This window comes from Streptomyces sp. NBC_01669, assembly GCF_026339735.1.
Lineage (GTDB): Bacteria > Actinomycetota > Actinomycetes > Streptomycetales > Streptomycetaceae > Streptomyces > Streptomyces yanii.
Genome location: NZ_JAPEQG010000001.1, coordinates 121,653 through 134,991, shown reverse-complemented (window position 1 = coordinate 134,991; position 13,339 = coordinate 121,653). Strand labels below are relative to the sequence as shown.

Here is a 13,339-nt window from a genome sequence, read left to right as displayed (position 1 = left end):
ATGTTGAAGACAGGAGCTGCACGGAACGACGAAGCTCCTGGTAGAGGGGTTCTCGACCAAGATCACCCGTGTCCGCCAGGAGGACCTCGTGCAGCCGCGGTCACACGCCAGCCTCGGTCCATCCCGGCTGGCCCTTCTCCTTCCGTTGCCGCCCTGGAAACGGGACGCACATCGTGGACCGCCGTGCTGGACGCCGTCCGTCTGGGCCCGGCCGACGACGCCACCGCGGTGACCGCCGCCCAGCTCCGCGACGTCGTCGTCCGGCTCGTGCGGGCCGGGCAGTGGCGGCCCGGCGACGCGGACATCCTCGTCGTCATGGACTCCGGCTACGACGTCACCCGCCTCGCCTACGTCCTGGCCGACCTGCCCGTCGAACTGGTCGGCCGGCTGCGCTCGGACCGGGTGATGCTCCGTGACGCAGGCCCCCGGCGTTCCACCCCGCGCGGCGGGCAGCCCCGCAAGCACGGCGGTGTCCTCACCTTCTCCAAGCCGACAACGCAGATGGCCCCTGACCGGCGGATGCCGGCCAGGGGCCATCTGACGACGGTCAGGCTATGCCGACCGGTCTACTGCGTCAGCCGTCGTTCTCGGCGGACGGGAGGTTGGCGCCGGGGACGTCCTTGGGCGCGTAGACCTTCTTGTCACCCGGGTAGGGCTTGTTGAAGTTGTGGGTGTCGTACCAGGTGTAGCGGTCCATCTGGGCCGGGTTGGCGTAGTCCGGCACGGCGTTCGGGCCGGTGAAACGCTGCTTGGAGGCCCAGCTCTTCCACTCGTCCGCCAGCGGCTGCTGCGCCGCCGGGACGGCCGTCGTCGTGGGCGCGGCGGCCGCCGCCGGGTTCTGCGGTGCGGGGGTGTCCGTGCCGCAGGTGGGCGCCGGGTTCACGCCGAGGGTCAGCGAGGTCCGGTTGGGCACGGCGGTGAACGGCGTGTTGTCCGGCTTGTTGGTGAACGCGCCGAACATCGGGGTGGCCGCGGTGTCCATCTGGTTCATCGGGTGGATCCCGAGGATCTGCTCGATGGTGCGGACCGTGGTGACCTGCGAGTAGTAGTGGCTGTCGACGACGCCGTGCTGGGCGTACGGGCTGATGATCTGGACCGGCGCGCGGTGGCCGTCGACGTGGTCCTGGCCGGCCTGGGAGTCGTCCTCGACGATGAAGATCGCCGAGTCCTTCCAGTACTTGCTGTGCGTGATCGCGTCGACCGTGCGGCCGACCGCGAGGTCGTTGTCCGCGACCTGGGCGGCGGAGTTCGCCGGGCCACCGGTGTGGTCGTTGGAGTACCAGAACATGTTCAGGTTCGCGGGACCGTTCTTCTTGAAGTCCTGCTCCCAGACCTGCTCCTTGTAGACGTCCGGCACGCTGGTGTCGAACTTCGGGAAGCCCTGCACCGTCGCGTCGTTCAGCGAGGGGATCGCCGAGCCCGTCTTGATGGGGTACTTGGACGGCGACCCGGTCGCGGCCATGTCCTGGGTGTCGCAGTACAGGTTCTGCCAGCTCGCACCCGCCGGCTTCTGCTCCAGCGTCTGGAACTCGCCGAAGTTCTTGACGGTCTTCCCGGCCGCCTTGGCACCGGTCCAGATGAAGCCGGACTTCTGGTGGCCGAGGACGTCGTCCTCGGTGTCGTAGGAGCGCGTGTACTCACCGGCGGACGACTCGGTGTACTCCGGGTTGTCCGACTGCGTGAGCCAGTTGTGGCCCTCGGCGGAGTTCGTGCCCATGTCGTAGAAGTTGTCGTACAGGCCGAACTGCTTGGCCAGCGCGTGCTGGTTGGGCGTGACGTTCTCGCCGAACGTGGTGAGCGAGGGGTCGCCGTTGCCCTGCGGGATGTCGCCGTAGACCTGGTCGTAGGTGCGGTTCTCCTTGACGAGGTAGAAGACGTGCTTGATCGTCGAGGGGTCGCCGAGCCGCGCCGGGACCGGAACCGCGGGCACGTTGCCGTTGTTCTCGGACAGCTTGAGCGAGTCGCCGCGCCAGCCATTCATCTGGAACACCTTGGGCGTGTACGACTTGATCTCGTCGTCGCTCGGCAGGGTGAACGTGGTGAGGCTGGACGTGGTGTCGTGGGTGCCGTGCTTGGCCGTGGCCGAGCGACGGGCGTCTATACCACGGGTGTTGGAGACGATGATCTTCCCACCGACGGAGGCGATCTCCGACGGGAAGTAGTCCGTCGGGAGCAGGCCGACGTAGCGGGCGGGCTGCGCCGCGCCCGAGTAGCGGTAGACCGCGACGGCGTTGGCGCGGCCCAGGGTCACCAGCAGACGGCCGTCGTCGGTGAGGGTGACGGCGTTGGGCTCGTAGCCGACCGAGGCCTCGGCCCACGGCTTGGTGGAGATGGTCTGGACGACCTTGTCGCTCTTGCTGTCGATGACGGAGACGCTGTTGTCGGAGGTGTTGGTGACGAACAGCACGCCGTTCTTCGTGTACACCGCGGTCGGGTGCAGACCGACATCGATGGTGCCCACGGCGGCGGACGCGTCGGCGGTGTTGATCACGCTGACCGTGCCGGTGGTGGAGGCGCCGGTCTCACGGTCCGCCGGGACCTGGGTGCCGTAGGAGTTGATGGTGGTCTCGCCGGCCTTGGCCGGGCGACCGCCCTCGTTGGAGACATACAGCTTGCCGCCGACCAGGGCCAGGCCGCGCGGGGCGGTGCCGGTGGTCCAGGTCGTCTTGACGGTGCCGGTGGCGGCGTCGATGGCGACGACCTTGTTCTGGCCGTTGACCGCGCCGTACACGGTGGAGCCGTCGGCGGAGAACACCGCGGCGCCCACGAGGGCCTGGTGGCCGCTCACGGTCGGGATGTTCACGGCGACCGGGTTGGCCAGGGTGCCGTCGGCGTTGACGGTGAACTTGGTGTAACCGGTGGCCTGGCCCAGCCACAGCGACTTGCCGTCGGGCGAGTAGGTCGGGCCTTCCTGGCCCACGGCGCTGCTGCTGATGCGCAGGTTGTCGGCCGCGTTGGTGCCGATCTTCTGCGCGATCTTGCCGGTGGACAGGTCCATGATCACCAGGGCGGCGTCGCCGTCGGTGACCGAGGCGGCCAGGTGCTTGCCGTCCGGGCTGACGACCGACGACATGATCTTGCCGCTGTTGATGACGGTGCGGTCACCGTAGGGGTTGATGTACTGGTCGTCGGAGACGACGGTGCCGTGGTCGGTGACCTGGCCGACCTGCTGGGTGCCGAAGTGAGCCGTGGAGGCTACGGCCGTGCCCGTGACGCCGAGGGCGACCGCGATGCCCGCCGTCACCATGAGCGACCGGCGCCCGACTCGTCTGCCGAGGACGTGGAACTGGCCCTTCTGGCTGACCTGGCGCTTCCGAATTACCTGCATGGAGACTTATCCCTTCGAGGTGGTATCGAGCAGTTCGACGTTCCCGTCGAACTGCCACATCGGGTTCGGCGCGTCCCCATTGGGGGTCCGCACCAGGAAGTAGCCGTTCACTTCCTTGGGTCCGTCGCCATCGGCGACGAACCGCCCGTCTGAGGTGACGTCCAGTTGGTAGATGGCCTGACCTGTGGTCTGGACGCCGGGGAGATGCCAGGAGACCACGCAGCGCCAGTCGTTGCCCGGCCCCTCTGCGCGGTCCTGGACATGGCCCTTGCTGCACGCCGCCGTGGCCTTCAACTGGGCCTCGGTGACGGCGGGTCTGTTGAGTTCGTCGGTCTGCATGCGGTACAGGTGCGCGAACGCCGTGGCGACCGAACGCTGCACCTTGTCCTGCTCGATCCCGGAGCCCGTTGCCGAGGTCGTCGCGGCGACGACCGCGAACGACACGGCGGCCACCCCGACGAGCGGCAGGACTCCGACGGTGATGGCGCGGCGGCCCGAACCGTCGTGGGTCGGGTTGGTGAATTCGCGCCGTACGAAGAGCACATAGGCCAGCGCCGTGGCGACCACGGCCCACACGAGGCTGACGACGACACCGATCAGCAGCGGGCCGAGCTGCTGCGGGCCGGTGAACAGCCCGTTCCAGGAGATGAAGGCGTAGCTGGGCAGGGCGACCCGGACGGCCACGGGGAGCGGCAGCATCTGGGCGACCGCCATCGCGAGCGAGACGAGCACGGGCACCAGCAGCCCCATCGGGGACCGTCCCAGCATGACCGACCCGAGGAAACCGAGTGCGGCGAGCGCCAGGGTCGGAGCGAGGACGCAGATCCAGGAGAGCAGGACCTGAACGGCGGCGTCCGACGGCGCCAGGAGGTGGCCGTCGAGGCCGACCAGCGGCTGGTTGCCGACCGCAAGGAGGCCGCCGACCGTGCTGGAGACCGCAAGTCCGGCCACGAGCAGCAGCAGGACGGTGAGGCTGGCGACCACCTTCGCCACGAAGATCCGCCGAGGTGAGCGGACCGCCACGAGCAAATGGCGCCAGGTGCCGAGCCGGTCCTCGGAGGCGAACACGTCACCGGCCACCACCGAGGTCAGCAGCGGGAGCGCCCAGGTCCCCGCGAAACCGAGCATCACCAGCGGGCCGGCCCACCCGGAGGCGTGCATCCAGCGCCCGAAGAGGGTGTCCACGGGGAGCGTGGCCTGCTGGCTCACGCCGGCGACGAAGAGAGCAGGAACGATCCAGCAGGCGAGGACCAGCAGGCGGATCCGCCACTGGGAGACGAGCTTGACGAACTCGAAGCGACAGGCGCGGGTGACGGGGATGCGACGGCCCCGGGTCACCGGCTCGTGTTCCTGTTCCGGGCTCTGGGTGAGGGTCGCGGTCATCGGCCGGCCTCCTGCTGCTCGGTGAGGGCGAGGAACGCGGCTTCGAGCGGCGACACCACGGGAGTGAGTTCGCGCAGCGCGACGCTCTCCTCCACGAGCCGCACCACGAGGTCGTCGAGGGCGGGCATCAGGGCGCGTACGACGAGCAGTTCGGCGTCCTGCCGTACCCCGGCGTCGTCGACGACCCGGACCCCGGGCGCGTCGTCGGCCACCCGGCGGGCGGCCTGCGGGTCGGAGGTGAGCAGCCGGTAGTCGAGTTCACGGCTGTCGGCGGCCAGCTTGCTCAGGGGGCCGGAGAAGACGACGCGTCCGGTGGCGACGATGGTCACCTCGGAGCACAGCGCCTCGAGGTCGTCCATGTTGTGGCTCGACAGGACGACGGCGGTCCCGTCGGCTGCGAGCCGGGTGAGGACACCGTGCACGTGCATCTTGCCCGCCGGATCAAGGCCGTTGGAGGGTTCGTCGAGCACGAGCAGCCGGGGCTTGGTCAGCAGGGCTGCGGCGAGTCCGAGCCGCTGGCGCATGCCGAGGGAGAAGCCGCGGGTGCGGTCGTCGGCGACGCCGGTGAGGCCGACCTCGGCGAGTACGTCGTCGATGCCCGCCGTGCGCGCGTCGTGGCCGCGGAGTGCGGCCAGCGCGGCGAGGTTCTGCCGTGGGGTGAGCGAGGGGTAGAGAGCGGGACCGTCCACGAAGCCGGCGACACCGTCGGGAGCGTCGAGTGCCCGCCCGACCGGTGTACCCAGGACCTCGAGGCGACCGCTGTCGGCAACCGCGAGCCCCAGCAGAAGACCGAGCAAGGTCGTCTTCCCGGCGCCGTTCGGTCCGACCAGGCCGTGGATATGCCCCTGCGTCACATCGAGGTCGATGCCGTCGAGCGCGACGACGTCACCGAAACTCTTAGTGATGCCGCGAGCCCGGATTGCGAGGAGTTGTTCCATGGGTCCTTTCCTTCAAGAGCCTCAAGGACCATAGGGATTGGCCATGCTGCGCACAGGGACCGCGAGTTGAATGGTGATGGAACACGAAACGACTTGGCATATGCGACGTCGTCACCGGGCGCGAGCTGCCCATGCTTCGACCAGCACCCTTTGCAATTGCTTGATCAAAAGCAGAGGAGTGGATGGAAAAGTTGCGATCGCGAACAATGTTCGCTACTGGGGGGTTGACTGAGAAGTAACCCGGCGGCATGGACGGAGGGGCGCGGCGGGCGGATTGACGAGAAGTCAGTCACCGGGGCGGGGATGGTCACTCGGTGTCACCGCGCAGGCAGGACCGAACCGCCCACGCGGCCTCGCAGCCGGACGGCAAGGGCAACAACCGCTGCCCGAAATCCGGTTGATTGCCCGGAGTGTCGGCCTGTGTGCCGGCGTCGGAGCAGCGTCGTGCGGCCTCGTCGGAGGGGCCGAGTGCAGGGAGCGGTACGGCAGGGGCCGTTGGTGCGGGTCCTGTTCGGGGTCCCACCGCGCCCGAGGGGGCATGCGCTGCACCCCCGTCAATCTCACTGATACTGGCTGTTCCGCTGGTCCCCACGGCCGAACATGTTGAGCCCGTCAGGCCCGAGATCGCCCGAGCATCCGACGACTAGGCCCATTTCCTCGTTCTCCGCACGCTGGACCAGGGCCGCGTCGATGGTGGTAACCGTCTTGCTGATCAGGTCGATGCCGTCGAAGGCGACCTGGGGCCCAGTACGGCCGTGCACGGTCAGGGCCGCCAAAGTGGGTCCGCCTTCGCGGTACCAGCAGTGCGCGGTCACCGACCAAGGGCTCGGCTTTCCAGCCGACTTCCTACCCAAGGCCTTCGACCGCTTCGCGCGCGCCGAAGCGAGCCGCACCAGCCCCGGATCAGGCCTCGGCCTGGCGTTCGTCGCCGCGGTCGCCGCCTCTCACGGCGGCACCGCGCGCGCCGAGAACACCCGGCAGGGCTCCGCCGTCAGCGTCGACATTCCCTGCTGACTGGCACCCACCCGGACAGGGTTCTGCGCAAGCCGCTGCTTCCGGGAGTCCTGCCCGTGGCTACATCTCGCGAAGACGTCCGACCGAGTGCCGACGGGTTCCCACGAGCCCGGCTCACACCCCGCTGATGGGCAGTCGTGCGCGAGGCAATTCGTCTATGGGGCGCCCGCGGCGCGCAGAAGGAGGTGGAGGTCGTGGGCGGCTTCGGCGCCGGACCAGGCGGCGATGGCGAGGACCGCGACGGTGGCCAGGGCGAGTCCACGGTGCAAGGTGAGCGGCGGGGCGAGGAGGGCCGCGACGCGGCGCGGCACGGGGCCGGCTCCAGCCGGCGGTCCCTTGCGGCGGCCGAGAATTCCGAGTGCCGCGCCGGGGGTGCGGGCGAGGGAGTGCCGGGAGGCCAGCGCGGCCTTGCCGACGGTACGGGCGACGCGAGTACGGTCGCCGGTGGCGGCAGCCGCGTTCTCGTCGGCCCAGCGCTCGATGGTGTAGGTGACGGCGCCGGCCAGCGGGCGGAGCAGTGGGTTGGCGGTGGCGCCCAGCTGGGCGAGGGCGACGAAGAGGTAGTGGTGCGCGGCCAGATGGGCCCGCTCGTGGGCGAGCAGGATGGCATGCTCTGCCGGGTCGAGGGTGTCGAGCATGCCGGTGGAGACGATGACGCGTCCGGGAAGGCCCGGCAGCGCGAAGGCGTCGGGGGCCTCGTCCTCGAGTACGACCAGTCCGTCTCGCGCGGGCATGCACGCCGCGTCGATGGCGGCTGCTGCGAGGGTGCGGGCGCGCCGCCAGAGCATCCGCGCCGCGGCGAGCACGGCGCCGCCGAGCAGCAGCCCGGCGATCAGCGCCACGGACAGTTCGGTGGGGTCCTGGCGCTGCGCGCTGTTCGCCGACCAGTCCCCGAGGGTGGCGAGCAGCGGGATGCGGATCGCTGCGGTGGCCGCGAGCAGGGCCAGTGAGAGTGTGCTGGCCGCGCCGAGTCCCACTGAGGCGGCGGCCAGCAGCCAGGTGGCCAGGCGGGGTTCGCACCGCTCGGTGAGCAGCCGCGCGCCGAGCGGTGCGAGCAGGGGCAGCAGCAGCGGGAGATAGACGGCGATACGCATGCGCGCCGTGCCCTCTACCGTCCGGGGCCGGTGTCGGGGTCGAGGAGCTGGCGCAGCAGTTCCTCGTCCGTGCCCGTGAGCTCGTCGACGAAACGGCTCAGAACGGCCTCGCGGTCCGGTCGCTCGTCGAGAACCCCGCGCATGCGACGGGCGGCGAATCCGTCCTCGTCGGTGACCGGAGCATACGCAAAAGCCCTCCCGCGCGGGGTGCGGGTGAGTAGACCCTTGGCGTACATGCGCGTGAGGATCGTCACCACCGTGCTGTACGCCAGTTCGCCGCCGATGCGCTCGGCGACCTCACTGGGGATCAGCGGTTCGCCCGCCTGCTGCAGCACGGCAAGGACCTCGGCCCCCCGCTCTCCGTTGGCCCGCCTCGGTAGCCGTCCCCGCCCGTCAGCAGCCATGGGTTTTGCGTTCCCTCAATCATCTTCTACAGTCGTGTAAATCTTGAGCGTCTACAGCCGTGTAAACATTGCCGTGGTCCGAGTGTGCCACGCGTCCCCATGCGCAGCGCAACGGTTCAGTACACGAAAAGGGGGCCCCGCCGAGTGAAGATCGCCTTCCTGATCCACAACGTCTACGGCATCGGCGGCACCATCCGCACCACGCTCAATCTCGCCTCGGCCCTCGCGGACCACCGCGAGGTGACGGTCGTCTCGATGCTGCGCCACCGCACCAGCCCCGGTTCACCATCGACGAGCGGGTGACCCTGGTGCCACTCGTCGACCTGCGCAAGGAAACCGCCGACGCCGCCGACCCACGGCTGCACCAACCGGCCGAGGCCTTCCCTGCCGCGGAAAAGCGCTACAAGCAGTACAGCCGCCTCACCGACCTGCGGGCCGAGGAGTACCTGCGCACCTGCGACGCCGACGTGATCATTGGCACCCGCCCCGGGATCAATGTCTACCTGGCGCTCTTCGCACCCCACCACGCGCTGCGCATCGCCCAGGAGCACCTCGCCCACGACACCCACAGCAAACGCCTGCGCAGCCAAATCGCCCGGCACTACCGCGACCTGGACGCTGTGATCACCACCACCGAAGCGGACGCCACCGCCTACCGGACCGGGATGCGCCTGCCCGGCGTGCACATCCAGACCATTGCCAACAGCGTCCCCGAACCCCACGTGTCGCCCACCCGCGGCAGTACCCAGGTCATTGCCGCGGCCGGACGTCTGGTCCGTGCCAAGCGGTTCGACCTGCTGATCGAGGCCTTCACCAAGGTCGCGGCCCAGCGCCCCGACTGGTCCCTGCGCATCTACGGCACCGGCACCGACAAGGATCGACTCCAGGAACTCATCAACGACCGCGGCCTGGCCGGGCGGGCGGGCCTGATGGGTGCGACCTCACACATCGAGGCCGAGTTCGCCCAGGCATCCATCGTGACGAGCGCATCCGACGCAGAGTCGTTCGGCATGACCCTGGTCGAGGCAATGCGTTGCGGAGTGCCCGTCGTCAGCACCGACTGCCCACTCGGCCCCGCCGAAATCATCCACGACGGCATAGACGGCCGCCTGGTCCCCATCGGCGACGCCGAAGCGCTCGCCGCGGCGCTGCGCGACCTGATCGACGACGAAGACGCCCGCCGCCGCATGGGCGACGCCGCACGGGCCGCCTCACGCCGCTTCGACCCCACCCCCATCGCCGCGACCTACGACGCACTGTTCACCCAACTGACCGCGACCCGCCGCTCCCGCGCCTGGCAGCGCGGGAGCGGCAGGTCGCGCGCCCGCATCGGCCGATCCGTGCGCCGACTGCGCCCAACACCGCGCCACTGAGCAACAACCCGCCCCATCCGCCGCCCACCAGAGACGGAACCCATGAGCGTCATAAGCATCGGCCAGGCCGCCCTACTCGGAGTCGTGGAAGGAGTCACCGAATTCCTCCCGGTCTCCTCCACCGGCCACCTCAAGATCACTGAAGGGCTGATGGGCATCCCCGTCGACGACACCTCCGTCGTCGGCTTCACCGCCGTCATCCAGGTCGGCGCGATCGCCGCAGTACTCGTCTACTTCTTCAAAGACATCGTGCGCATCGTGAGCGCTTGGGGCCGAGGACTGACCAACAAGCAGGAGCGCTACCACCACGACTACAAGTTCGCGTGGTGGGTCATCTACGCCACCATCCCGATCGTGATCGTCGGTCTTGCGGCGAAACCGCTGGTGGAGGGGCCGCTCGCGTCCCTGTGGGTCGTGGCGGGATCGCTCATTGTCGGCAGCGGGGTGATGTGGGCGGCCGACCAGATGGGGCGTCACAAGCGCGGCGAGGATGACACCACGTTCAAGGACGCCATGCTGGTGGGCTGTTCGCAGATCCTCGCGCTGCTCTTCCCCGGCTTCTCCCGCTCGGGGGCGACCATGTCCACCGCTCTCATCCTCGACCTGGACCGCGTCGCCGCGACCCGCCTCTCCTTCTTCCTGGGCATCCCCGCCCTGACGGGTGCGGGCCTGTACGAACTCAAGGACGCCGTCGGTACCGGAGTCGGCGCCGCACCCCTCGTCGTCGGCACGGCCGTCTCCTTTGTCGTCGCCTACGCCTCCATCGCCTGGCTCCTCAAATTCGTCGCCCGGCACTCCTTCAACGCATTCGTCGTCTACCGCATCGTTGTCGGCGCACTGCTCTTCGCACTGCTGGGAACCGGAGCTCTCAACGCCTGACGGTCAGCTGAAGCGTGTGGGGCGCCCGTGCGCCACGCGGTACACAGCCGCCCTGCACACCCACTGCCCCGAGTTCCTCAAACTGGAATACGGGGACCACGCCCCGGAGGACATCACACGTGAACGCAATCACCGACTGGCTCGGTGGCCTGTCCGGTCCCCTGGTCTACGCGGTCGTCGGCGCCCTCGTGTTCGCCGAGGACGCGCTGTTCTTCGGCTTTGTCCTGCCCGGTGAGACAGCCGTCGTCCTGGGCGGCGTACTCGCCAGCCAAGGCCAGGTCTCGGTCTACTGGCTGGTGCTGACCGTAGTCCTCGCCGCAATCGCCGGGGACACCGTGGGCTACCAGGTAGGTCATCACTACGGCCCGAAGATCTTGACGACCCGACCGCTGCGCCGCCACCAGGAACGAATCGAGAACGCTCAGGACTTCATCCGCCGCCGCGGACCCGAAGCCGTATTCCTCGGTCGCTTCATCGCATTCTTCCGCGCCATGATGCCCGCGCTCGCCGGTATCTCCCTCATGCCCTACCGCCGTTTCCTCTTCTTCAACGCCCTCGGGGGCCTGGTTTGGGGAGTCGGCTTCACCCTGCTCGGCTACTTCGCAGGCTCCGCCTACCAGCGAGTCGAGGCGGTCGCCGGGCAAGTCGTCGCGATTGTTGTCGCGGTGATCGTGGTGGGCGGGCTCATCGCGTGGCACGTGCGGCGTCGCCACATAGGGTCAGGCCCGCAGGACCGGAGCAACTGACGTCCCGACTCCGCCACCACCCGCAACCTCTCACCGGTGTTGCGGCGGCCACATGCGTGGCACAGACTCACCCTGAAGCTTCCCCTTGTAGCTGCGCAGGACGTGGCCCGCCGCAACGCCCTGCCTAGCGCGAGGCGCGCGCCGGGCAGGGCGCTATCGGCGACACCGTTATCTCTGTCCCGCCACACATCGGATGGCGCTGGGGCGGTCGCGTTCCGCCCGCCAGCGGGGCACGCCCGTACGCCTCCGTGTGAGCCGCACCGACGATCAAGCTGTGGCCTGGGCGGATGATTTATCGGCACCCGCAATCCCGTTGGCCGTGGCGCTGCGCTGCTCATGCCCAGGCGCGGGTATGCCTGTCAGGGAAAGATCTGCTGCGTAGGAGTTGCCATGACGGGACACGGCATCACTTCCAAAGATCTGCCCGCTGATCGTCCTTTCGATGCGGCGGATGTCGTCACGGCCACGACCGATGAGCAGGGCATGGTGACCGGGTGGAGTGAGGGGGCCCGGCGTTTGCTCGGTTACCGGCCTGAGGATGTCGTAGGGCGGCCGGTTGCCGAGCTTCTGGCTGAGGATGTCCAGGCTGTCAGGGAGTCCCTCGTCGGGCGGCAGAGCTGGAGCGGACGGGTGGTGGTGCGGCACCGGGACGGTCGCCGTGTGGAGGGTGAGTTGCTCGCGCATCGTCGGGTGGCGCAGAACGGGTGCGACTGGCTCCTTGTGTGGGGCACGGCCCGGGGGCCGCGCCTGCCGGGGGACGGCATTCCGGTGCAGTGGTGCTTCGACCAGTCGCCGTGCATTTTGGCGATCTTCGACACGGATCTGCGGTTTGTGCGGACGAACGCCGACGAGGAGCGCGCGGTCGCCCTCACCGGGGAGCAGCTGCGTGGGATGCGCATGCCGGAGGCGGTACCGCACCCGGAGTGCGAGAGGATCGAGCACGCCATGCGCCGCGTGGTGGCAACGGGGGAGCGGCAGTTCCTGGAGGTCTACCTGCGCGTTGCGGGCGAGAGCCGTCAGCATGCGTGGGCGATCCATCTCGCCCCGCTGAACGACCCGGCCGGCCGCTTGTGTGCGGTGTGCTTCGCGGCGCAGGACACCACCGAGCAGTACGAGGCCCGGCAGCGGCTGTTGCTCCTCAACGAGGCGGGTAGCCGCATCGGCACCAGCCTGGACATGACCGTCTGCGCGCAGCAGCTGGCCGACCTGGCCGTTCCCCGGCTTGCGGATTTTGCCAGCGTCGATCTGCTGACCAGTATCGATGCCGGCGGGGAGCCGCCGCCTGGCCCGGTGACGGGCCCGGTCACCATGCGCCGTACTGCCCGGCAGTCCATCCTTCAGGGCGTGCCTGAGTCCGCGGTCGGACTGGGAGAGACCATCACCCATGCCGCGTCCTCCCCTGCTGCCGAGTGGCCGGCCGCATACCGGATGACCGACCCTGCCCTCGTTAGATGGGCCGATCACGAACCGGTCCAGGCCGCCCGGCTCCGCGACGTGGGGACCCATTCGGTGATGGTGGTGCCAGTGCGGGCCCGCGGTGCCACCCTGGGAACGGCCGTCTTCCTCCGCCATCGACGCCCGGAGCCCTTCGAACAAGACGACCTGCTGCTGGCGGAGGAGATCACAGCCCGAACGGCTGTCTGCATTGACAACGCCCGCCGCTACACGCGCGAGCGCACGACCGCCGTGACCCTCCAGCACAGCCTGTTGCCCCAGCGGCTGGCCGAGCAGACAGCACTCGAGGTCGCCTCCCGTTACCTGCCCGCCAGCGCTCAGGCAGGGGTGGGCGGCGACTGGTTCGACGTCATCCCACTTTCCGGCGCCCGGGTCGCCCTGGCCATCGGGGACGTCGTCGGCCACGGCATCCACGCGTCGGCCGCCATGGGCCGGCTGCGCACTGCGGTGCGCACCCTGGCCGACATCGATCTCCTTCGGCGCGCCCGGGAGTTCGACGAGGGCGGACGCGGCCTGCTTCTGGTCGCCCAGCTCACCCAGCGCTGGGGAACCCGGTACACCCGGCCCGGCAAGACCATCTGGGCCGAACAGGACCTTCCCGTCCTGGCTGTGACATAAGACGCCATCTGCTTTCCGAACGTGATCGTTTAGTTCGGGATGGGAGGGCGTGAACTCAGGTCGGCGGCGGGGGAGATGGGCGTGGTTCGTCCGCTCGTCCGGCTCGT

Annotated in this window: 12 protein-coding genes and 2 pseudogenes; 8 read left to right on the top strand and 6 right to left on the bottom strand. The window is 69.2% G+C overall.

The window, feature by feature from the left end; genetic code table 11:
• Positions 1 to 122: 122 nt before the first annotated feature.
• A pseudogene (locus OG972_RS00685) lies at positions 123 to 498 on the top strand (transposase); the annotation flags it as partial.
• 76 nt (positions 499 to 574) lie between these two features.
• On the opposite strand, the gene OG972_RS00680 reads toward OG972_RS00685, so the two are convergent.
• The 4 genes from OG972_RS00680 to OG972_RS00665 form a co-directional block, all read right to left on the bottom strand.
• The gene (locus OG972_RS00680) at positions 575 to 3,328 is read right to left on the bottom strand and encodes an alkaline phosphatase family protein (protein ID WP_266977746.1); all 2,754 of its coding nucleotides are present in this window, start codon (positions 3,326 to 3,328) and stop codon (positions 575 to 577) included.
• A 6-nt stretch (positions 3,329 to 3,334) separates the two neighbouring features.
• Positions 3,335 to 4,711, bottom strand: coding sequence for an ABC transporter permease (locus OG972_RS00675; protein ID WP_266977745.1), 1,377 nt, complete (start codon positions 4,709 to 4,711; stop codon positions 3,335 to 3,337).
• Positions 4,708 to 5,649 carry an ABC transporter ATP-binding protein gene (locus OG972_RS00670; RefSeq protein WP_266977744.1) on the bottom strand — a complete coding sequence of 314 codons (942 nt, stop codon included), beginning with the start codon at positions 5,647 to 5,649 and terminating at the stop codon, positions 4,708 to 4,710. Before OG972_RS00670 ends, OG972_RS00675 begins: the two co-directional genes overlap by 4 nt.
• A 560-nt stretch (positions 5,650 to 6,209) precedes the next feature.
• The gene (locus tag OG972_RS00665; protein WP_266991033.1) at positions 6,210 to 6,425 is read right to left on the bottom strand and encodes a hypothetical protein; all 216 of its coding nucleotides are present in this window, start codon (positions 6,423 to 6,425) and stop codon (positions 6,210 to 6,212) included.
• A 1-nt stretch (position 6,426) separates the two neighbouring features.
• On the opposite strand from OG972_RS00665, the gene OG972_RS00660 reads away from it, so the two are divergent.
• On the top strand, positions 6,427 to 6,663 hold the full coding sequence (locus OG972_RS00660) for a sensor histidine kinase (protein WP_323135833.1): 237 nt from the start codon (positions 6,427 to 6,429) through the stop codon (positions 6,661 to 6,663).
• A gap of 155 nt (positions 6,664 to 6,818) precedes the next feature.
• On the opposite strand, the gene OG972_RS00655 is transcribed toward OG972_RS00660, so the two are convergent.
• Positions 6,819 to 7,757 carry a M56 family metallopeptidase gene (locus OG972_RS00655; protein WP_266977743.1) on the bottom strand — a complete coding sequence of 313 codons (939 nt, stop codon included), beginning with the start codon at positions 7,755 to 7,757 and terminating at the stop codon, positions 6,819 to 6,821.
• Positions 7,758 to 7,771: 14 nt separating this feature from the next.
• Positions 7,772 to 8,161, bottom strand: coding sequence for a BlaI/MecI/CopY family transcriptional regulator (locus OG972_RS00650; RefSeq protein WP_266977742.1), 390 nt, complete (start codon positions 8,159 to 8,161; stop codon positions 7,772 to 7,774).
• Between the two features lie 144 nt (positions 8,162 to 8,305).
• Here OG972_RS00650 and OG972_RS49180 point away from each other — a divergent pair, with 144 nt between their 5' ends.
• From OG972_RS49180 to OG972_RS00625, 6 genes and pseudogenes are all read left to right on the top strand, one after another.
• Entirely contained in the window at positions 8,306 to 8,464 is a 159-nt protein-coding gene (locus OG972_RS49180) for a hypothetical protein (protein ID WP_323135832.1), read from the top strand.
• Positions 8,461 to 9,534 (top strand): glycosyltransferase family 4 protein, encoded by a 1,074-nt coding sequence (locus tag OG972_RS00645; protein WP_323135831.1) that lies wholly within the window; start codon positions 8,461 to 8,463, stop codon positions 9,532 to 9,534. The genes OG972_RS49180 and OG972_RS00645 overlap by 4 nt, the downstream gene beginning before the upstream one ends.
• 42 nt (positions 9,535 to 9,576) lie before the next feature.
• Positions 9,577 to 10,413 (top strand): undecaprenyl-diphosphate phosphatase, encoded by an 837-nt coding sequence (locus tag OG972_RS00640; protein ID WP_266977741.1) that lies wholly within the window; start codon positions 9,577 to 9,579, stop codon positions 10,411 to 10,413.
• Positions 10,414 to 10,532: 119 nt separating this feature from the next.
• Positions 10,533 to 11,159, top strand: a complete 627-nt coding sequence (locus tag OG972_RS00635) for a DedA family protein (protein ID WP_266977740.1) — start codon at positions 10,533 to 10,535, stop codon at positions 11,157 to 11,159.
• A 336-nt stretch (positions 11,160 to 11,495) separates the two neighbouring features.
• A pseudogene (locus OG972_RS49175) lies at positions 11,496 to 11,801 on the top strand (PAS domain-containing protein); the annotation flags it as partial.
• 30 nt (positions 11,802 to 11,831) lie between these two features.
• A complete protein-coding gene (locus OG972_RS00625; RefSeq protein ID WP_266990202.1) occupies positions 11,832 to 13,232 on the top strand; it encodes a PAS domain-containing protein in 1,401 nt (466 codons plus the stop codon).
• The last annotated feature ends 107 nt before the right edge of the window (positions 13,233 to 13,339 follow it).